Here is a 19,852-nt window from a genome sequence, read left to right on the forward strand (position 1 = left end):
TGTTTCAGTGCGGAAGATGCTCTACCGTTGCCAGTGACAGCCCTCACCCCCTCATTCGGGAGGACAAGCCATGTCACCCGCCGCCCCCTGTACCGTCGTCGTCTTCGGCGGCACCGGCGACCTCGCCGTCCGTAAGCTCCTGCCCGCCCTCTACCTGCGCGATCACGACGGCCAGTTGCCGCCCGGCAGCCGGATCGTCGGCGCCGCGCGCGCCGGCCTCGACACCGACGGCTACCGCGACAAGGTCCGCGGCGAGCTCGCGCGCTTCGTACCCGCACACCTGCTGGACGCCGGCACCCTCACCCGGTTCCTGGACCGCCTCGACTACGTGAGCGTCGACTTCGCAGGCGGGGACGACTGGTCCGCCCTGGGCGACGTTCTGGCCCCGGACTCCGTGCGCGTGTTCTACCTCGCCTGCGCCCCTGCGCTGTTCGGGCCGATCTCGCATCACCTCGCCCGGCACGGGCTCGTCGAGCCGACGTCGCGGGTGGTGCTCGAGAAGCCCATCGGCCGCGACCTCGCGTCCGCCCGCGCGATCAACGACGCGGTCGGCGAGGTGTTCGACGAGTCGCAGATCTTCCGCATCGACCACTACCTCGGCAAGGAGAGCGTCCAGAACCTGCTGGTCACCCGGTTCGCCAACACCCTGCTCGAGCCGCTGTGGAACTCGACGTGGATCGACCACGTGCAGATCACCGTCTCCGAATCCCTCGGCGTGGGCACCCGCGGCGGCTACTACGACACCTCCGGGGCGCTGCGCGACATGCTGCAGAACCACCTGCTGCAGGTGCTGTGCCTGGTGGCGATGGAACCGCCGACGGTCGTCGACCGCGAGACCGTGCGCGACGAGAAACTCAAGGTGCTGCAGGCACTGCGGCCGATGACGCCCGACGACGTCGAAAGATTCACCGTCACCGGGCAATACGGACCCGGATTGGTCGACGGCGGTGCCGTGCCTGGGTATCGCGACGAGGTGGAGAACCCGGACAGCCACACCGAGACCTTCGTCGCGGTGCGCGCGGAGGTGCGCAACTGGCGCTGGGCCGGCGTGCCGTTCTACCTGCGCACCGGCAAGCGCCTCGAGAAGCGCAGTTCCGAGATCGTGGTGCAGTTCAAGGACGTTCCGCACCCGATGTTCCCCCGTGCCGAGGGCGCCACCGAACCCAATCGCCTGGTGATCCGGTTGCAGCCCGACGAGGGCATCTGCCTGCACATGACCGCCAAGGAGCCCGGGCCCGGCGGGATCCGCCTGCGCCCGGTGTCGCTGGATCTGAACTACGTGGACGCGTTCGACCGTCCGTCCCCCGACGCGTACGAGCGGCTGCTGATGGACGTGGTGCGGGGTGACCCGACCCTGTTCATGCGCCGCGACGAGGTCGAGACCGCGTGGGCGTGGGTCGAGCCGATCCTGCAGACCTGGGACCGCACCGGCCGGGTGCCGCGCCGCTACCCGGCGGGTACGTCCGGCCCCACCGACGCGATCACCCTCATCGAGCGCGACGGCCGCGCCTGGTACGAAGGACCTTCCTCATGAGCCACGTCCATCCCGTTCTCGCCCGGGTCACCGACCGCATCGTCCGGCGCAGCCGGGCCGAGCGTGTCGCCTACCTGGAGCGGCTGCGCGCCGCCGCCGACAAGGGGCCCGCCCGCGGGCGCCTCGCGTGCGCCAACCTGGCCCACGGATTCGCCGCGGCCGAGCCCGCCGACAAGTCCGCGCTGCGCGGGCTGGTGAAGCCGAACATCGCGATCGTCTCGTCCTACAACGACATGCTCTCGGCGCACCGGCCCTTCGAGGAGTACCCGGCACGGCTGAAGGCCGCGGTCCTCGAGGCGGGCGGCATCGCGCAGTTCGCCGGTGGCGTCCCGGCCATGTGCGACGGCATCACCCAGGGCCGCGACGGCATGCAGCTGTCGCTGTTCAGCCGCGACGTCATCGCGATGTCCACCGCTATCGCGTTGTCGCACGACATGTTCGACGGCGCGCTCATGCTCGGGGTCTGCGACAAGATCGTCCCCGGCATGCTGATCGGCGCACTGGGCTTCGGGCACCTGCCGACGGTGTTCGTCCCGGCCGGGCCGATGACGTCGGGGCTGCCCAACGGCGAGAAGGCCCGGGTGCGGCAGCTCTACGCGGAGGGCCGCGCCCGACGCGAAGACCTGCTCGAGGCCGAGGCGGCGTCCTATCACGGCGCCGGCACGTGCACGTTCTTCGGCACCGCGAACTCCAATCAGCTGCTGATGGAGGTGATGGGCCTGCACCTGCCCGGCGCGAGCTTCGTCAACCCGGGCACCGAGCTGCGGGACGCGCTCACCGACGAGGCCGCGCGCCGCGTCACCGGCCTGACGGCGCTCGGCTCCGCCTTCACCCCGGTCGGTGAGGTCGTCGACGAGCGGGCCGTGGTCAACGGCTGCGTCGCACTGCTCGCCACCGGCGGCTCCACCAATCACACGATGCACCTGGTGGCGATCGCGCGGGCCGCGGGCATCACGCTCACGTGGCGCGACCTGGCGGACCTGTCGGCCGTCGTGCCGCTGCTCGCCCGGATCTACCCCAACGGCGCGGCCGACGTGAACCACTTCCACGCCGCCGGCGGGCTCGGTGTCGTCGTCTCGGAGCTGCTCTCGGCGGGCTTGCTGCACGACGACGTCACCACCGTCGCCGGCCCCGGTCTGCACCGGTACACGCAGGAGCCGCGGCTGCGCGACGGGACGCTGCAGTGGGAGGCCGGCCCGTCCGAGAGCCTGGACCGCACCGTGCTGCGCGGCGTCGTGGACCCGTTCGCCGTCGACGGCGGGCTCAAGGTGCTCGACGGCAATCTCGGCGAGGCGGTGCTCAAGGTGTCCGCGGTCGCCGCGGAGCACCACATCGTCACCGCGCCGGCCCGGGTGTTCGACGACCAGGCCGACTTCCTCACGGCGTTCGAGGCGGGCGAACTCGACCGCGACGTCGTGGCGGTGCTGCGCTACCAGGGCCCGCGCGCGAACGGAATGCCGGAGCTGCACAAGCTCACCCCCGCGCTGGGGGTGCTGCAGGACCGCGGGCGCCGGGTCGCGCTGGTGACCGACGGCCGGATGTCGGGCGCGTCCGGCAAGGTTCCCGCCGCCATCCACGTCACGCCCGAGGCCGCGGCCGGCGGCCCGCTCGCCCGCGTCCGCGACGGCGACCTGATCACCGTCGACGCCGTCGCCGGCTCGCTGTGCGTGCACCTGTCCGACGCCACGCTCGCCGACCGCGTGGCGACCGGCCACGCTCCCACCGACGACGCCTGGACGGGCACGGGCCGGGAACTGTTCGCGGGCCTGCGGGCCGCCGTGGGCCCGGCCACCCTCGGCGCCAGCGTCTTCCAACCCAACCCCGCGTGAAGGAGTCCCCGATGAGCCTGCTGGACGTGACCCCCGTCGTTCCCGTCGTCGTGATCGACGATGCCGCGGACGCGGTCCCGATCGCCCGGGCCCTCGTCGACGGCGGTGTGCCGATGATCGAGCTGACCCTGCGCACCCCGTGCGCCCTCGAGGCGATCGAGCGGATCGCCGCCGAGGTTCCCGAGATCACCGTCGGTGCCGGCACGATCGTCGAACCCGGCCAGGCCGCGCAGGCCGCGGCGGCCGGCGCGCGCTTCCTGGTGTCGCCGGGCGCGACGGAGTCGCTGCTGAAGGCCATGACCGACACGGGACTGCCGCACCTGCCGGGCGCCGCGACCGTCTCGGAGGTGCTGCTGCTCCTCGAACGCGGCTACCGCGAGATGAAGTTCTTTCCCGCGGAGGCCGCGGGGGGCACCCGGTTCCTCGCGTCCGTCCACTCCCCCGTGCCCGCGGCCCGGTTCTGCCCCACCGGCGGGATCTCGGTCGCGACCGCCCCCGACTACCTCGCGCTGCCGAACGTCGGCTGCGTGGGGGGCTCGTGGCTCACCCCCGCCGATGCGGTGCAGACCCGGGACTGGGCCCGGATCACCCGCCTCGCGCAGGTGACCACGAAACTACGCCCGGCCGAGGCGTAGGCGGACCGGGCTCGCCCCCGTCCTGCTCGGACGCGACGGGGGCGAGCCCTCGACGTCCCTGGATCCGCGCGTTTCGCCGTCAGCCGCGACCGTCGTGCCGCGCGCATCCGACCAGGCCGGTCGCGGGACGGTACCCTGGGCGGATGCGTGAGGACACCGACCACCCCGGCTCGCAGTCGTCGCTGCGTACAGCCAATCAGCAACGGGTGGTAAGGGTTCTGCAGTCCGGCGGCGAACTCACCCAGGCGGAGATCGCCCGGCGCACCGGTCTGGCCCCGGCCACGGTGTCGAATCTGGTGCGGGAACTGACCACCAGCGGCCTGGTGGAGGTGGCCGCGGCCGAGCGCCCGGGCCAGCGGGGGCGGGCCGTGAAGCTCACCCGGTCGGCGGGCCTGGCCGTCGGAATCGACTTCGGGCACCGGCATCTCACCGTCGCCGTCGCCGACCTGTCGCACGAGATCCTCGCCGAGAAGCGGGTCGAGCTGGCGACCGGACATCGCGCCGAGGACGGGATAACAAGGGCCGGAGCACTTCTCGACGATTCCCTCGTCGAACTCGGGTGCGGACGTGACGCCGTCGCGGCCGTCGGCATGGGCCTGCCCGCACCGGTCGAGTCCGCCACGCACCGGATCGGCGGGCCGTCGATCCTGCCGGGCTGGGTGGGCGTCGACCCGGCCGCACTGGCCGCCGAGCGGCTCGCGCTTCCCGTCCACGTCGACAACGATGCCAATCTCGGTGCGCTGGCCGAGCACATCTGGGGTGCCGGGCGCGGCGTGGACGACCTGGCCTACATCAAGCTGTCCGACGGCGTCGGCGCCGGACTGGTGCTGGACGGGCGGCTGTACCGGGGCCGCGCCGGCACGGCCGGCGAGATCGGCCACACCTCCCTCGACGAGTTCGGCCAGGTGTGCCGGTGCGGCAACCGCGGCTGCCTCGAGACGATGGTGGCCTCGCACGTGGTGATCGGGCTGCTCGAGCCGAGCCGGGGGCCCGGCCTGACGATCGCGGACGTGGTGGCGCTCGCCGAGGCCGGCGACGCCGGGTGTGCCCGGGTGCTCGCGGACACCGGTCGCCACGTCGGGGTCGCGGCGGCGAGCCTGTGCAACCTGCTCAATCCGCAGCTCCTCCTGATCGGCGGCGAACTCGCCCTGGCGGGAGAGCTGCTGCTCGAGCCCCTGCGTCGCGCGATCGATCGGTACGCGGTGCCCAGCGCCGCGCGCACCGTGCAGGTGCGGACGGCGGCGCTCGGGGCCCGGGCCCAGGTACTCGGGGCGGTCGCCCTGGGGCTGCGGGCGGCCAGCCCCCGCTGAAGATCATCTTCGAGGCTCCGGCGTCGATTCACGTCCGGACTTAGGTTCATATTCGAACATAAATAGCGTCTCGACACCTTCTTTTTATTCATTTCTTGACGACAGATACCGCCTCGTCCTACTGTGGTCCAGCACACAGTTCGCGTGACCGCCGCCACTCGCCTCCCGGAACGGGACCGCCGCGGCCGGGTCCCGCCGCCCACGAGGAGTCCCATGAGCAACCACGTCGCGCTCCCGACCGTCCCCGACACCGGACCGGACACTGCCGGCGCCCCGGTGCCGGTCCGCATCGCCGCCATCGCCGCGCTCGGCGGCTTGTTGTTCGGCTTCGACAGCGCCGTCATCAACGGTGCCGTCTCGGCCATCGAATCCCGGTTCGCCGTCTCGTCCGCCGTCCTCGGCTTCGCGGTCGCCTCGGCCCTGCTCGGCGCGGCCGGCGGCGCCGTCCTCGCCGGCCGCATCGCGGACCGCTACGGCCGGCTCACCACCATGCAGGTCGCCGCCGCGATGTTCCTGGTCAGCGCGCTGGGCACCGGATTCGCCTTCAACGTCGAAACTCTCGTCCTGTTCCGCATCGTCGGCGGTGTCGGCGTCGGACTCGCCTCCGTCATCGCCCCCGCCTACATCGCCGAGATCTCCCCCGCCCGGGTGCGCGGTCGCCTGGGATCGCTGCAGCAGCTCGCGATCGTCGTCGGCATCTTCGCCGCCCTGCTCGTCGACTACGCCCTCGCCGCCCTCGCGGGTGGCTCCCGCGAGGAACTGTGGTTCGGGCTCGAGGCGTGGCGCTGGATGTTTTTGTCCATGACCGTTCCCGCCCTCGTGTACGGATTCCTGACGCTCACCATCCCGGAGTCCCCGCGCTATCTCGTCGCGAAGGGTCGCATCGGGGAGGCTCGCGGCATCCTCGGCACGCTGCTCGGCGAGCAGGGCATCGACCTGCGCATCGAATCGATCCGCGCCACCCTCGGCCACGAACGCACCCCGTCGCTGCGCGACCTGAGGGGACCCGCGCTGGGCCTGCTGCCCATCGTGTGGATCGGCATCGGACTGTCGGTGTTCCAGCAGTTCGTCGGCATCAACGTGATCTTCTACTACTCCAGCATCCTCTGGCAGGCAGTGGGATTCGACGAGAACAGCTCCCTCGTCATCACCGTCGTCACCTCCGTGGTCAACATCGCCACCACCCTCGTGGCCATCGCGTTCGTCGACCGCATCGGACGCCGGCCCCTGCTGATCATCGGCTCGGCCGGCATGGCCGTCACCCTCACCACGATGGCCGTCGTCTTCGCCACCGCCTCCACCACCGTCGTCGACGGCGTGACCACCCCGCACCTGACCGGACTGCAGGGACCGATCGCGCTGATCGCCGCGAACCTGTTCGTCGTCGCGTTCGGCATGTCGTGGGGACCGGTCGTGTGGGTCCTGCTCGGCGAGGCCTTCCCCAACCGGATCCGCGCGGCGGCACTGTCGCTCGCCGCCGGCGCGCAGTGGGCGGCCAACTGGGTCATCACCGTGAGCTTCCCCGCCATGAAGGAACTGTCGCTGGGGCTGTCGTACGGCTTCTACGCCGTGTGCGCGGTGCTGTCGCTGCTGTTCGTCCTGCGCTGGGTCAAGGAGACCAAGGGCCGCGAGCTCGAGGACATGGACGCCGCCTGAACCCCGGGCACCCCGGTAACAGAACAGTCAGGGAGAGAACAGACATGGCACTGACCATCGGAATCGACGTGGGCGGCACCAAGGTCGCCGCCGGCGTGGTCGACGAACACGGCACCCTGCACGCCCGGCTCCGCCGCGCCACCCCGTCGGACGACCCCGCCCGCACCGAGGATGTCGTCGCCGACGTGGTCCGCGAACTCCGCGCCGCGCACGACGTGTGCGCAGTGGGCATCGGCGCCGCCGGATTCGTCGCGTCCGATCGCCGTACCGTGCTGTTCGCCCCCAACCTGGCGTGGCGCGACGAACCGCTCGGGGAGGCCGTCGAGGCCGCGTGCGGGCTGCCGACCGTCGTCGAGAACGACGCCAACGCCGCCGCCTGGGGCGAGGCACGCTTCGGCGCCGGCCGGGGTGCCCGCACCGCGATCGTGCTCACCGTCGGCACCGGCATCGGCGGCGGGCTGATCATCGACGGCGCCCTGCACCGCGGATCCTCAGGGCTGGCCGCGGAACTCGGCCATCTCAACGTAGAGCCGCACGGCCGTCGCTGCGGGTGCGGGAACCACGGCTGCTGGGAGCGTTACGCCAGCGGGCGGGCCCTGGTGCGGGAGGCGCAGGAGATCGCGAGCGTCTCGCCCGCGCTCGTCGGCCGGCTGCTCGAGCTGGCCGGCGGGCGCGCCGAGCAGATCACCGGGCACCACGTCACCACCGCCGCCCGCGAGGGCGACGCCGCCGCCCTCGAGTGCTTCCGCACGATCGGCACGTGGCTCGGGCACGGCATGGCCGACCTCGCCGCGTTCCTCGACCCGGACGTGTTCGTCCTCGGCGGCGGTGTGTGCGAGGCCGGGGAGCTGCTGCGCGGGCCCGCCGTCGCCACGTTCGCCCAGCGGCTGACCGGACGCGGGCACCGGCCGGCCGCCCCGGTGCGCCTGGCCGAGCTCGGCCCCGACGCCGGGATCGTCGGCGCCGCGGACCTGGCCCGGCGCCGCACGGATCTGTCGGCCACGCGCCTCGATCTCTCGGCCATCGGCTGAGCACCCGCCCGGGTGGGGCGAGCGAATGTATCACCGACTCGGACTGAGGAGGTGAGCGATACATTCGCTCGCCGCACGCGGGCCACCGCGTAACACCGTCGTTACCGCGGTTAACCGTTCGCATGACACGACGCCACTACCGTCGGCGGAGCCACGCGTATACAGCCGTGGATACAGACGACGGGAGTGTGCAGCGGTGGACGGACTCGAACGGCTCCACGCCTCGCTCGACGCGACGCTCGGGCCCGTCGACGCCGCGTACGCCGCCGCCTATCCCGGGACGACGCCGGCGCGGCAACCCGTGCACACCGTGTACGTGCCGGCCCACCGGTACGACGCGACGACCGTCGCCGAGTGGGGTGCACAGGCCCGCCGGGCGCTCGACGAGAACTGCTCCGGCCCCGGCGACCTGGCCACCGTGACGGGGATCGAACCGGAGCTCGCCGAACAGGTCCTACCGCTCGTGCGGGCCAAGCTCGGCGCCGAGCCGATCGAGGATCTGCGCATCGACTTCGAGGACGGCTTCCCCCAGACGGACGTGCCCGGCCCGCACCGCGACGTCGACGAGGACGCCCACGTCGCTCGGGCCGCCACCGTTCTCGCCGGCAATCCTTCCGCCACCCCATTCGTGGGGCTGCGCATCAAGTGCCTCGAGCCCGCCACCCGCCGTCGCGGGATCCGCACTCTCGACGCGTTCGTCGGTGCCCTCGCCGAGAAGAACTCCGCTCCGGACGGTTTCGTCGTCACCCTGCCCAAGGTGACTGCACCCGAGCAGGTCTCCGCGATGGTCACCGTGTGCGAGCACCTCGAGCGTGCGCACGGGCTCGACGTTCCCCTGAGGTTCGAGATCCAGATCGAGACCCCGCAGGCGATCTGCGGTCCCGACGGCACCGCGCAGGTGGCGCGGATGCTGCACGCCGCCGCGGGCCGTTGCGCGGGACTGCACTACGGTACCTACGACTACTCCGCCGCGTGCGGCATCGCGGCCGAATACCAGGCAATGGACCACCCCGTCGCCGACCACGCCAAGGCCACCATGCAGGTGGCCGCCGCCGGCACCGGCGTACCCCTGTCCGACGGGTCGACCAACCGCCTCCCCGTCGGCACCCGCGAACAGATCCGGACCGCGTGGGGCCTGCACGCCCGGCTGGTGGAGCGGTCGCTGCGCCGCGGGTTCTACCAGGGCTGGGACCTGCACCCCGCGCAACTGCCCACCCGCTATGCCGCGACGTTCGCGTTCTACCGCCGTTCGTTCCCCACCGCGGCGGCCCGCGTCGCCGCCTACCTGGCGCCGGGTCGCGACTCCGGCTATCTCGACGAACCCGCGACGGCCCGCGCGCTGGCCACGTTCCTGCTCCGCGGCCTCGCCTGCGGAGCCCTCACCGAGACCGAGGTCCGCGACCGCGCGGAGACCACGCCGGACCGGCTGGCGCAGCTCGCGGGCCAGAAAGGACCCACCGGATGACCACCGTGATCCGCACGCGACGCGCCGTCGTCGGCGACCGCGAACACGCCTGCTCGGTCGTCCTCCGGGACGGGCGCATCGCCGCGATCGGGGCCTACGACGCCCCTGCCCCCGCGCGCGCCGAGGAGGTCGTCCTCGCCGACGACGAGGCCCTCCTGCCCGGTCTGGTCGACACGCACGTGCACATCAACGACCCCGGCCGCACCGAGTGGGAAGGCTTCGCAACCGCGACCCGCGCAGCCGCCGCGGGCGGCGTCACCACCGTCGTGGACATGCCGCTCAACTCCGTGCCGGCCACAGTCGACGTCGCGGCGCTGGATGTCAAGAAGAAGGTTGCCGCCGAACAGATCTCGGTCGACGTCGGATTCTGGGGCGGCGCCGTGCCGGGCAACCTCGCCGGCCTCGAACCGCTCTGGGACGCGGGCGTGTACGGCTTCAAGTGCTTCCTCGCCCATTCCGGGCTCGACGAGTATCCGCCGCTCGACCGGGAACAGATGCTCGCCGCGATGCGCACGATCGCGGGCTTCGGGGGCCTGCTCATCGTCCACGCCGAGGACGGGCCCACCCTCGACGCCCAGCCGCCGGCCGCGGGCCGCCGGTATGCCGGCTTCCTGCGGTCGCGTCCGCCGGCCGCGGAGTCGCGGGCCGTCGCACAGGTGATCGAGGGCGCCCGGGAAACGGGTTGCCGCACCCACATTCTGCACCTGTCCGACGCCGGGAGCCTGCCACTGATCGCGCAGGCCAAGGCCGACAGGGTGCCCGTCACCGTCGAGACGTGCCCCCACTACCTGTCGCTGTTCAGCGAGGAGATCCTGGACGGTGCAACTCATTTCAAGTGCTGCCCGCCGATCCGCGAGGCGAGCAACCGGGAAGGACTGTGGCGCGGCCTCGCCGACGGCACGATCGACGCAGTGGTCTCGGATCACTCGCCGTGCGTGCCGGAACTGAAGAAGTTCGCGACCGGAGACTTCGGCGAGGCGTGGGGCGGCATCTCGTCGCTGCAGCTCGGCCTGCCGATCGTGTGGTCCCAGGCCAGGCGACGCGGCCACACCCTGGCGGAGGTGACCCGATGGATGGCCCGGGGCCCCCGCGACCTGGTGGGCATGACCGACCGGGGCGAGATCGCGATCGGCAACGTGGCGGACTTCTGCGTCCTCGCCCCCGACGACGCGTTCGTCGTCTTACCCGAACGCCTGCACCACCGCAACGCCGTCACCCCCTATGCCGAGACCGCGCTGGCCGGGGTGGTCCGCGGGACGTGGCTCGGCGGCCGCCCCGTGGACCGGACGCCGCGCGGGCGCCTGCTCGACCGTGAGAGGACGAACCCGTGACCGACCCCAATTTCCTGCAGCTGCCCGACCTCGCGTCCCGGACCCTCGCCGGATCCGTGGTGTACGCCAACGACGAGCTGTTCGCCCAGCGGGAGAATCTCGTCACCCCGGAACCCCCGGCCTTCGATACCGGGGACTTCGGGCACAAGGGCAAGGTGTACGACGGTTGGGAGACCCGGCGGCGCCGCGGACCCGGCCACGACTTCGCGATCGTCCGGCTCGGGGTGCCCGGAGTCGTGCGCGGCGTGGTGATCGACACCGCATGGTTCACCGGCAACTATCCGCCGTTCGCATCGGTGGACGCCGTCGAGACGGAGGGGTATCCGACACCGAAACAGCTGCTCGCGGCGCCGTGGCAGCCGATCCTCGACAGGGTGGCCCTCGCCGGGGACACCGCCAACACCTTCGCGGTCGACAGCGAATCCCGATGGACACACCTGCGGCTCAACATCTTCCCCGACGGCGGCGTGGCCCGGCTGCGGGTGCACGGCGAGCTCCGGCCCGACCCGGCGTTCCTCACCGGGACGATCGACCTCGCCGCGCTCGAGCACGGTGCCGACGTGGTGGACTGCTCGAACCGCTTCTACTCGTCCCCGCGCAACATCATCGCCCCCGGCCGGGCGCGGCACATGGGCGAGGGCTGGGAGAACGCCCGCCGCCGCGACGGTGGCAACGACCATGTGGTGGTGCGCCTGGCCGGCGAGGGCCACGTCGACCACGTCGAAATCGACACCTCGTACTTCGTCGGCAACGCCCCCGGGTGGGCACGACTGATCGGAATCCCGGACGGCGCAGCGCTCTCCGAAAAATCCGCGTGGGTCGAGCTCGTGCCTCGGACGGCACTGCTGCCCGACTGCCGGCACCGGTTCCGCGTCGACGCGGCCGTGCCGCTGCGGCACGTGCGGCTCGACGTCTACCCCGACGGGGGCATCGCCCGGCTGCGCGTGCACGGGCGGCTGACGTAGGCGGTGTGTCCTTTGGGCGGCGGCAACAGCCCAAAGGGCACACCGGCGACGTCAGTCGCCCGCGGTGAGAAATTGATTACCTGCGCGAAACATGGTGGCCGTCGTCCGTAAAGGCGCTGGGCTAGAACTGTATTCACCACCGTATACAGCCTTGTGTCCCGGACGGAGCCCTCCATGGCAACAGCCCATCCCGTCGACACCCGACTGCCCTTCGGGCGGCAGTTGGCGTTCGGCATCCAGCACGTCCTGATCATGTACACCGGATGCATCACCGTCCCACTGGTATTCGGCGCCGCCGTGGGTCTCGACCGCGAGACCGTCGCGATGCTGATCAATGCCGACCTGCTGATCGCCGGCCTGATCACGATCATCCAGAGCCTCGGCGTCGGCAAACTCGCCGGCGTCCGGCTGCCCATCGTCTGCGGCGCCACCTTCGCCGGACTGACCCCGATGATCCTCATCGCCGAGGAGTACGGCCTGCAGGCGGTGTACGGATCGATGCTCGTCGGTGGCATCGTCGGCCTGGCCTTGGCGTGGCCGTTCGCGAAGGTGATCAAGTTCTTCCCGCCGCTCGTGACCGGCGCCGTGCTCACCGTCGTCGGCATCTCCCTCATCGGTGTCGCCGGTGGGCTCATCGTCGGCACCGACCCCACCGCGCCCACATTCGCCGATCCCGCGAACATCGCTCTCGCCGTGGCGGTCATGGCCGTCGCCATCGGTTTCATCTGCCTCGGCCGCGGGATCTGGACGCAGCTCGGCGTGCTGATCGCCCTGCTCGTGGGCACCGTCGCCGCGCTGCCGATGGGCCTGATCGACCTCGGCGGTGTCTCCGGCTCCGCGTGGCTCGGTGTGCCCACTCCCTTCCACTTCGGTGGGCCCGAATTCCCGATCACCGCCGTCGTCGCCATGAGCATCGTGATGGCCGTCGTGTTCGCCGAGTCGACGGCGAGCATGCTCGCCGTCAGCGAGATCACCGGCAAGCCCGTCACCAAATCCGACATCGCCCGCGGCCTCGCCGGCGACGGCCTGTCCGGCATCTTCGGCGGCATCTTCAACGCGTTCGTCGACACGGTGTTCACGCAGAATGTCGGTGCCGTCGCCACCACCCGCGTCTACAGCCGCTACGTCACCGCCACCAGCGGCGTCATCCTCGTCGTGCTGGGTGCGCTGCCCAAGGTCGGCTCGGTCGTCGCCGCACTGCCCAAGCCCGTCGTCGGCGGGGTGGGCCTGATCCTGTTCGCCACCGTCGCCGTCGTCGGCATCAACACCCTGCGCAAGGTGGACCTCTCCGACCGGATCAACACCACCATCGCCGCGGTCGCCGTGGGCATCGGCCTCGTCCCCGAACTCGCGGAGGGCATGTTCGACAAGTTCCCGTCCGCCGCGCAGATCCTGCTCGGCAGTGGCATCACCCTCGCGGCGATCACCGCGTTCTCGCTCAACCTGCTGTTCAACCACACCAAGCTCGGCGCCGCGGCCCGGCGACCCGCCGACGGCACTCCCGGCACCGAAAGCGACCAGATCACAGGAGAATCCGTTGTCCCTGCCCACGCGTGAACCCTTCGAGGTCCCGACGATCGACATCGGTCCGTATGTGACCGGCGGCGGGGACTCCGACCGGCTCCGGATCGCCGAACAGATGGACGAGGCCTGCAGCCGCGTCGGATTCGTGCAGATCCTCGGTCACGGCATCCCCGGGACGATCCTCGACGACTTCACCACCGCCCTCGACGACTTCTTCGCCCTCCCGCTCGAGACGAAGAACAGCTACCGCGTCGCCGGCGCCAACCGCGGCTACAGTCCGCCGAAGAGCGAGTCGCTGAGCCTGAGCCTCGGGGTGGAATCCGCCGGGCGGATGAACGACTTCTTCGAGGCGTTCAACATCGGCACCGAGGCACGCTCGTTCCCCGAACTGTCGCTGCCGGAGGAGGACTACGGTCTCAACGTGTGGCCGGACGTGCCCGGATTCCGGGCGGCGGTGCAGAATTACCGGGCACACGCCGCGCGGGTGGCCCGCACCCTCACCCGCATCTTCGCCGCCGCCCTCGGCCGGGACCCGGACTTCTTCGACGCGCTCACCGACCACTCCATCGACGTGCTGCGGATGAACAACTACGCCCTGCCCGATGGCACCGTCCGGCTCGACGGCGAACTCACCGGCATGGGAGAGCACACCGACTTCGGTCTGGTGACCGTGCTGTGGGCCGACCGCGTCGCCGGACTACAGGTACTCGGCGGTGACGGCGTCTGGCACGACGTCGCCCCGATCGAGGGCGGCCTGCTCGTCAACCTCGGCGACCTGACGGCGCGGCTGACGGGCGACCGCTGGATGTCGACGCTGCACCGCGTCAAGCCGCCGATCGTCGACGGCACCATCGTGCGCCGCCGCTCGGCCGCGTTCTTCCACGACGGCAACGTCGACGCGGTGATCGCCACGCTCCCCGAGTTCGCCGGCGACGAGTGCTACGAGCCCATCACCGTGCGCGAGCACATCAGGGCCAAGCTGGCCGGGTCGCGGCAGGGCCGGGCCAACACCGCCGCCGTCCGTGAGGCGGCCCGCGTGCTCGCCGCGGCCGTGCGGGACCTGCCGTGACACACGTCGTGCTGGTGCACGGGGCCTGGGCGGGGGCCTGGGTGTGGGACACCGTGCTGGGTCCGCTGCGCGCCGCGGGGTTCACCCCGCACGCGCTGGATCTGCCGGGCGCCGGCACGTGGGGCGCGACGGACGTCACCCTCGACGACGTCGCCGGCCACGTCGCCGCGCACGTCACCACGCTCGACGGCCCGGTGTTCCTCGTCGGGCACTCGGGCGGCGGCATCGTCGTCACCCAGGTGGCGGAGCAGCTCCCCGACCGTATCGCCGGGGTGGTGTACGTCGCGGGCATGATGCTGCCGTCGGGCACCGGGTTCGGGCAGCTGTGCGACGCCCTCGGTCTCGCACCACCGGTCGGGATCTCGCGGTGGCTGCGGCCCACGGCCGACGGACGGGGCACCGTGGTGCCCCCGGAAGCGGGGGCGACGGTGTTCTTCCACGAAGCCGCCCCGGCCGACGCCGTCGCCGCCGCGCGCCGGCTCGTCCCGCAGCTCGAGACGGCCCGCCTCATGGCGCCGGCCTGGACACCGGAGCGGTTCGGGACCGTGCCCCGGCTGTACGTCGAGGCCACCCTCGACCGCACCGTCCCGCTGGTCGCCCAGCGCGAGATGCAGCGGCTCGTACCCGGAGCCCGGGTGGTGACGCTGGACACCGATCACGCGCCGCAGCTGTCGGCCCGCGACGAGCTGGTGGACGGCATTCGGCAATGGTGCCTTTCCGGACTTCCGGAGCTCCGAAAGGACGCCACGGCAGCGGCGCTGCCATAGGCTCGCAGCATGACGGCATCGGCGACGATCGGCTCACCGGAGGAGCTGGCGCGGGCGCTGGACACGACGGGCTACCTCGCCGACGACGGCCTCGCGACGGTCGCCTTCCTGGCGCTGCGCATGGGCCGCCCGCTGTTCTGCGAGGGGGAACCCGGAACCGGCAAGACATCGCTGGCCATTGCCCTCGCCGACGCGCTGGGCCTGCCGCTGATCCGGTTGCAGTGCCACGAGGGCATCGATGCGTCCCAGGCCCTCTACGACTGGGACTTCCCCCGGCAGTTGCTGCACCTGCGCACCCTCGAGGCCGCGAGCGGCGGCCACCTGGAGGCCGAGGAGGCGGAACGCTCGCTGTACACCGAGCGTTTCCTGCTGGCGCGGCCCCTGCTGCAGGCACTCACCGACGCGCCGTGCGTGCTGCTCGTCGACGAGATCGACCGGGCCGACGACGAGTTCGAGGCGTTCCTGCTGCAGGTGCTGGACGAGAACGCCGTCACCATCCCCGAGCTCGGGCAGGTGCGGGCACAGACGCCGCCGCTGGTGGTGCTCACCTCCAACCGCACCCGCGAGGTGCACGACGCCCTCAAACGCCGCTGCCTGTACCACTGGCTCGAACATCCCGACCTCGCGCGGGAGGTGGAGATCCTGCGCCGCCGCATCCCGGGCATCGCCGAACACCTCGCGGAGCAGGTCGCCCACGCGGTGCAGACCATGCGCGGGATGGATCTGCTCAAGCCGCCCGGCGTCGCCGAGTCGCTGGACTGGGCACGAGCGCTGCGCGAACTCGACCGCGACGTGCTCGACGCGACGACCGCGGCTGCGACGTTGGGCGCCGTCCTGAAGTACCGGGAGGACCTCGACCGGGTGGTCCGCACCGGGCTCGACCGGCTCCTGACGGGGTGAGGCCCGCGATGACGACGGCCGCGGACGTCGGTGGTCCCCTCGTCGGGATCGCCGGGTTCACCCGCGCCCTCGCCGCGGCCGGCCTGCCCGTCGCCTCGGACGCCGCCGAGGCGTATGTGCGCGCCCTGCGCGAGATCGACCTCGGCGACCGCCGGCAGGTGTACTGGACCGGGCGCGCCACCCTGTGCCACGACCCCGACGACATCCCCCGCTACGACCTCGCGTTCGAAAGCTGGTTCGGTGGAACGGCACCCGGCGTGACGTCGCCGCGGACCCGCACCCCGCGCCGGGCCCGCATCGCCGGACTCACACCCGCGGGTGGTGACGAGACCGCCGGGGAGGGTCCGGAACTGCGGGTCGCCGCGGACGACGCCGACGTGCTCCGCCGGCGCGACATCGCGGAACTGTCCGACGCCGAGCGGGCACACCTCGCCGAGCTGATCGCCACGCTGCATCCACGACCGCCCACCCGCCCGGCGATGCGGCTGCGACCGTCGCGCCGGGGCCGCATCGACCCGCGCCGCACGGTGCGCCGGATGCTCGCGGCCGGGGGCGAGCCCGTCCGGCCGAGCCGGCACGGCAAGGCGACCCGTGCGCGCCGGGTGGTGCTGCTGCTCGACATCTCCGGATCGATGAGCCCCTACGCGGACGCGCTGCTACGGTTCGCGCACGTGGTGACCCGCGCCGATCCCGCCCACACCGAGGTGTTCTCCCTCGGCACACGCCTGACGCGGCTGTCGCGCGCGCTGCGGGCCCGCGACCCGGAACTCGCCCTAGCCGCGGCGGGCCGGGCGGTCCCCGACTGGGCGGGCGGCACCCGGCTCGGCGAGACCCTGCGGGCGTTCCTGGACCGGTGGGGCCGTCGTGGGCTCGCGCGCGGTGCCGTCGTGGTGATCTTCTCGGACGGCTGGGAACGCGGCGATCCCGGCCTGCTCGCCGAGCAGCTCGCCCAGCTGCGCCGCCTCGCCCGCGCCGTGCTGTGGGTCAACCCGCACGCCGGAGCGGCCGGGTACGAGCCGGTGCAGTCCGGCATCGCGGCCGCCCTGCCGCATCTCGACCGTCTGCTCGCCGGGCACAGCCTCGCGACGCTGCAGGAACTGCTGGAGGAGGTCCACCGTGCGTGAGGTTCTCGACGAACTCGACCGTCGCTACCGGGCCGGCGACACCGTCGCCTTGGGAACCGTGGTCTCGACGTTCCGTTCCGCGCCGCGCGCACCGGGCGCGTCGATGCTCGTCGCCGGCGACGGCACCGTGACCGGCAGCGTCTCCGGCGGTTGCGTGGAGGGCGCCGTGTACGAGCTCGCCCAGCAGGTGATCGAGGACGGTGTGCCCGTGTTGCAGCGGTACGGCGTGTCCGACGACGACGCCTTCGCCGTCGGCCTCACGTGCGGCGGCATCATCGACGTGTTCGTCGAACGGGTGGACGTCGCCGGATTCCCCGAGCTGGGCGAGGTCGTGACGTCGGTGCGGGCCGGGGAGCCCGTCGCGGTCGCCACCATCACCGAGCATCCCGATCCGGCGTGGGTGGGTCGTCGCATGGCGGTGTGGCCGGATCGCGCGCACGGGGCGCTGGGGTCGGCGCGGACGGACGACGCTGTCGCCGACGACACGCGGGGCCTGCTCGCCGCGGGCCGGACCGCGACGCTGCACTACGGACCGGACGGGCAGCGCCGCGGCGAGGGCATGTCGGTGTTCGTCCACTCGTTCCAGCCGCCGCCGCGGTTGCTGGTGTTCGGCGCCATCGACTTCGCGGCCGCCATGGCGCAACTCGGCTCGTTCCTCGGCTACCGCGTGACGGTGTGCGACGCGCGGGGCGTGTTCACCACCGCCGCGCGGTTCCCGGCCGCCGACGAGGTGGTCGTGGACTGGCCGCACCGCTACCTCGCGGCCGAGGCGGCCGCGGGGCGCGTCGACTCGCGCACGGTCGTCACGGTGCTCACCCACGACCCGAAGTTCGACGTGCCGCTGCTCGAGGTGGCGTTGCGGCTCGACCTGGCCTACGTCGGTGCCATGGGGTCGCGACGGACGCACGAGGACCGGTTGGCGCGCCTGCGCGAAGCGGGGATGACGGAGGACGAGCTGGCGCGGCTGTGCTCCCCGATCGGCCTGGATCTGGGGGCGCGCACACCGGAGGAGACCGCGGTGTCGATCGCGGCGGAGATCATCGCGCTGAAATGGGGTGGCCGGGGCGAACACCTCGCCCGCACCGAGGGCCCGATCCACACCCATGAGGACAGCGCGGTCCCCGGGCAGTAGGAGCTGCCCGGGGCGGCCGCGCTCAGCCCTCGACGACGACCCGGAACTTCTCGAGCGAGGCGTCGGTCGCGTCAGGAATCACCATCCCGGCGTTCACGCCGCTGCGCAGGTAGTCGACGACGGCGTCGTCGAGCCGCTCACCCGGCACGACGGCGGGAATGCCCGGCGGATAGGGGGTGATCTGCTCGGCCGCGATGCGCCCGGCGGCCCGGCCCGCGTCGACCATCTCCGCCCTGCCGAAGAACGCGTCGCGCGGCGACATCACCGAGTCGAGCTGCAGCTCGCCGGGGCTCGGCAGATACATCCTCGGCGGCGGATCGAACGACTCCGCGGCCCGCGACAGCGACTCGAGCGCCGCGACGAGCCGGTCCGTGGTGGCGTCGTCGTCCGCCATGGAGAGGGTGGCCAGGATACGCCGGTGATCGGTCATGCCGAGGTCGAGCCGGCAGTGCTCGCGCAGCCAGTCGCTGCACTGATAGCCGGAGACGCCGAGTTCGCTCACGTCCAGGAGGATCTGCAGCCGATCGAGATCGTGCGAGGCCTCCTCGCCGAGCAACCGGTCCTCGAGGACGGTCGGACCGTCGATCGCGGCGATCCGGTCGCGGGTACGCCGAGCCAGCTGCAGTGCGTCACCGAGCAACTCGGCGCCGTGCTCGACCATCTGCCGGCGCCACCCGTCGATGGCCGAGTAGATCATCACGTTCGGGCTCGTGGTCATCAGCAGGTCGGCACAGGCAGACAGGTGCGCCCCGTCCACCAGGTCGCCTTGTAGGTGGTACACCGACCCTTGCTCGAATCCGGCACCCATCTTGTGAACGCTGACCACGCAGATGTCGGCGCCGGCGTCCATGGCCCAGGTGGGCAGGTCGTCGTGGAACGGCAGGTGCGCGCCCCACGCCTCGTCGACGATGAGGGGCTTGCCCCGCTCGTGGCAGACCTTCGCGATGCCCTCGAGGTCCGCGCACGTGCCGTAGGGGCTCGGGCTGACGATCAGCGCGCCGGCAGCATCCGGGTACTTCTCCCACGTCGCGCGCACCTGGTCCGGCGACGGCGGATGAGAGAAGTGCATCTCCTCGTCCCATCGGGGGGTGATCCAACGGGGCGTGACGCCGCTGAAGACCAGCCCGGCGACGATCGACTTGTGCGAGTCCCGGCCGACGAGCAGTCCCCCCGGATCGTTGCCCGCCACCGCCATCATCGCGGCCTTCACCGACAGGGAGCTGCCGCACGTGGAGAAGAACGCCTGCTCCGCTCCGACCGCCTCGGCCATGAGCTGCTCGGCCCGCGACAGGTAGCCGTTGCTCGATCTGCGGTCGTCGAGGCCGCCCGAGGCGAGCACGTCCGAGCGGAACGTGTCGAGCCCGAGGACCTTCTTCACCCGCGGGTCGGCACCGCGGCCTTGGCGGTGGCCGGGCGGGGAGAAGCCGTAACGGTCGAGCCGGTGGTACTGATCCAATGCATCCAGCAGGGGGGTTTCGGACTGATCCATGCCCGAGGGGTACCCCGCATGCGGACCGGCAACGCCCGCCGCGGGTCGAATTCCCCCGCCCCCACCGCCACAAATGCGGGAACCAGGTTGT

The 19,852-nt window shown here is 71.9% G+C and carries 16 protein-coding genes; 15 read left to right on the plus strand and 1 reads right to left on the minus strand.

The annotated features are described in order from the left end of the window. Positions 1-70: 70 nt before the first annotated feature. The 15 genes from zwf (at position 71) to ACWPOB_RS00275 (ending at position 18,272) form a co-directional block, all read left to right on the plus strand. Positions 71-1,534 (plus strand): glucose-6-phosphate dehydrogenase, encoded by a 1,464-nt coding sequence (gene zwf / locus ACWPOB_RS00205; protein ID WP_455399502.1) that lies wholly within the window; start codon positions 71-73, stop codon positions 1,532-1,534. After that, complete coding sequence (edd, locus tag ACWPOB_RS00210) at positions 1,531-3,363, plus strand: phosphogluconate dehydratase (RefSeq protein ID WP_455399503.1); 1,833 nt, start codon at positions 1,531-1,533, stop codon at positions 3,361-3,363. The genes zwf and edd overlap by 4 nt, the downstream gene beginning before the upstream one ends. An 11-nt stretch (positions 3,364-3,374) precedes the next feature. Continuing rightward, the gene (gene eda, locus ACWPOB_RS00215) at positions 3,375-3,998 is read left to right on the plus strand and encodes a bifunctional 4-hydroxy-2-oxoglutarate aldolase/2-dehydro-3-deoxy-phosphogluconate aldolase (protein ID WP_100058322.1); all 624 of its coding nucleotides are present in this window, start codon (positions 3,375-3,377) and stop codon (positions 3,996-3,998) included. A 143-nt stretch (positions 3,999-4,141) separates the two neighbouring features. Continuing rightward, positions 4,142-5,308, plus strand: coding sequence for an ROK family transcriptional regulator (locus ACWPOB_RS00220; RefSeq protein WP_455399504.1), 1,167 nt, complete (start codon positions 4,142-4,144; stop codon positions 5,306-5,308). 213 nt (positions 5,309-5,521) lie between these two features. Continuing rightward, positions 5,522-6,964 carry a sugar porter family MFS transporter gene (locus tag ACWPOB_RS00225; RefSeq protein ID WP_006944106.1) on the plus strand — a complete coding sequence of 481 codons (1,443 nt, stop codon included), beginning with the start codon at positions 5,522-5,524 and terminating at the stop codon, positions 6,962-6,964. Between the two features lie 44 nt (positions 6,965-7,008). Further along, complete coding sequence (locus tag ACWPOB_RS00230; protein ID WP_455399505.1) at positions 7,009-7,995, plus strand: ROK family glucokinase; 987 nt, start codon at positions 7,009-7,011, stop codon at positions 7,993-7,995. A gap of 196 nt (positions 7,996-8,191) precedes the next feature. After that, positions 8,192-9,460, plus strand: a complete 1,269-nt coding sequence (locus tag ACWPOB_RS00235; protein ID WP_455399506.1) for a DUF6986 family protein — start codon at positions 8,192-8,194, stop codon at positions 9,458-9,460. Continuing rightward, the gene (gene allB / locus ACWPOB_RS00240) at positions 9,457-10,791 is read left to right on the plus strand and encodes an allantoinase AllB (protein WP_455399507.1); all 1,335 of its coding nucleotides are present in this window, start codon (positions 9,457-9,459) and stop codon (positions 10,789-10,791) included. Before ACWPOB_RS00235 ends, allB begins: the two co-directional genes overlap by 4 nt. Continuing rightward, on the plus strand, positions 10,788-11,756 hold the full coding sequence (gene alc, locus ACWPOB_RS00245) for an allantoicase (protein ID WP_455399508.1): 969 nt from the start codon (positions 10,788-10,790) through the stop codon (positions 11,754-11,756). Before allB ends, alc begins: the two co-directional genes overlap by 4 nt. A gap of 174 nt (positions 11,757-11,930) precedes the next feature. Continuing rightward, the gene (locus ACWPOB_RS00250) at positions 11,931-13,313 is read left to right on the plus strand and encodes a uracil-xanthine permease family protein (RefSeq protein WP_455399509.1); all 1,383 of its coding nucleotides are present in this window, start codon (positions 11,931-11,933) and stop codon (positions 13,311-13,313) included. Then, positions 13,294-14,349, plus strand: coding sequence for an isopenicillin N synthase family dioxygenase (locus ACWPOB_RS00255; RefSeq protein WP_455399510.1), 1,056 nt, complete (start codon positions 13,294-13,296; stop codon positions 14,347-14,349). The genes ACWPOB_RS00250 and ACWPOB_RS00255 overlap by 20 nt, the downstream gene beginning before the upstream one ends. Continuing rightward, the gene (locus tag ACWPOB_RS00260) at positions 14,346-15,116 is read left to right on the plus strand and encodes an alpha/beta fold hydrolase (RefSeq protein WP_455399511.1); all 771 of its coding nucleotides are present in this window, start codon (positions 14,346-14,348) and stop codon (positions 15,114-15,116) included. Before ACWPOB_RS00255 ends, ACWPOB_RS00260 begins: the two co-directional genes overlap by 4 nt. Positions 15,117-15,125: 9 nt before the next feature. Continuing rightward, positions 15,126-16,016 (plus strand): AAA family ATPase, encoded by an 891-nt coding sequence (locus ACWPOB_RS00265; protein WP_100057199.1) that lies wholly within the window; start codon positions 15,126-15,128, stop codon positions 16,014-16,016. A gap of 8 nt (positions 16,017-16,024) precedes the next feature. Beyond that, the gene (locus ACWPOB_RS00270; protein ID WP_455399512.1) at positions 16,025-17,140 is read left to right on the plus strand and encodes a vWA domain-containing protein; all 1,116 of its coding nucleotides are present in this window, start codon (positions 16,025-16,027) and stop codon (positions 17,138-17,140) included. Then, the gene (locus ACWPOB_RS00275) at positions 17,133-18,272 is read left to right on the plus strand and encodes an XdhC family protein (RefSeq protein ID WP_455399513.1); all 1,140 of its coding nucleotides are present in this window, start codon (positions 17,133-17,135) and stop codon (positions 18,270-18,272) included. The genes ACWPOB_RS00270 and ACWPOB_RS00275 overlap by 8 nt, the downstream gene beginning before the upstream one ends. 22 nt (positions 18,273-18,294) lie before the next feature. Here ACWPOB_RS00275 and ACWPOB_RS00280 read toward each other — a convergent pair whose 3' ends face one another. Beyond that, positions 18,295-19,761, minus strand: a complete 1,467-nt coding sequence (locus ACWPOB_RS00280) for an aminotransferase class I/II-fold pyridoxal phosphate-dependent enzyme (RefSeq protein WP_455399514.1) — start codon at positions 19,759-19,761, stop codon at positions 18,295-18,297. Between the last annotated feature and the right edge of the window lie 91 nt (positions 19,762-19,852).

Source organism: Rhodococcus sp. 2H158 (genome assembly GCF_053764755.1).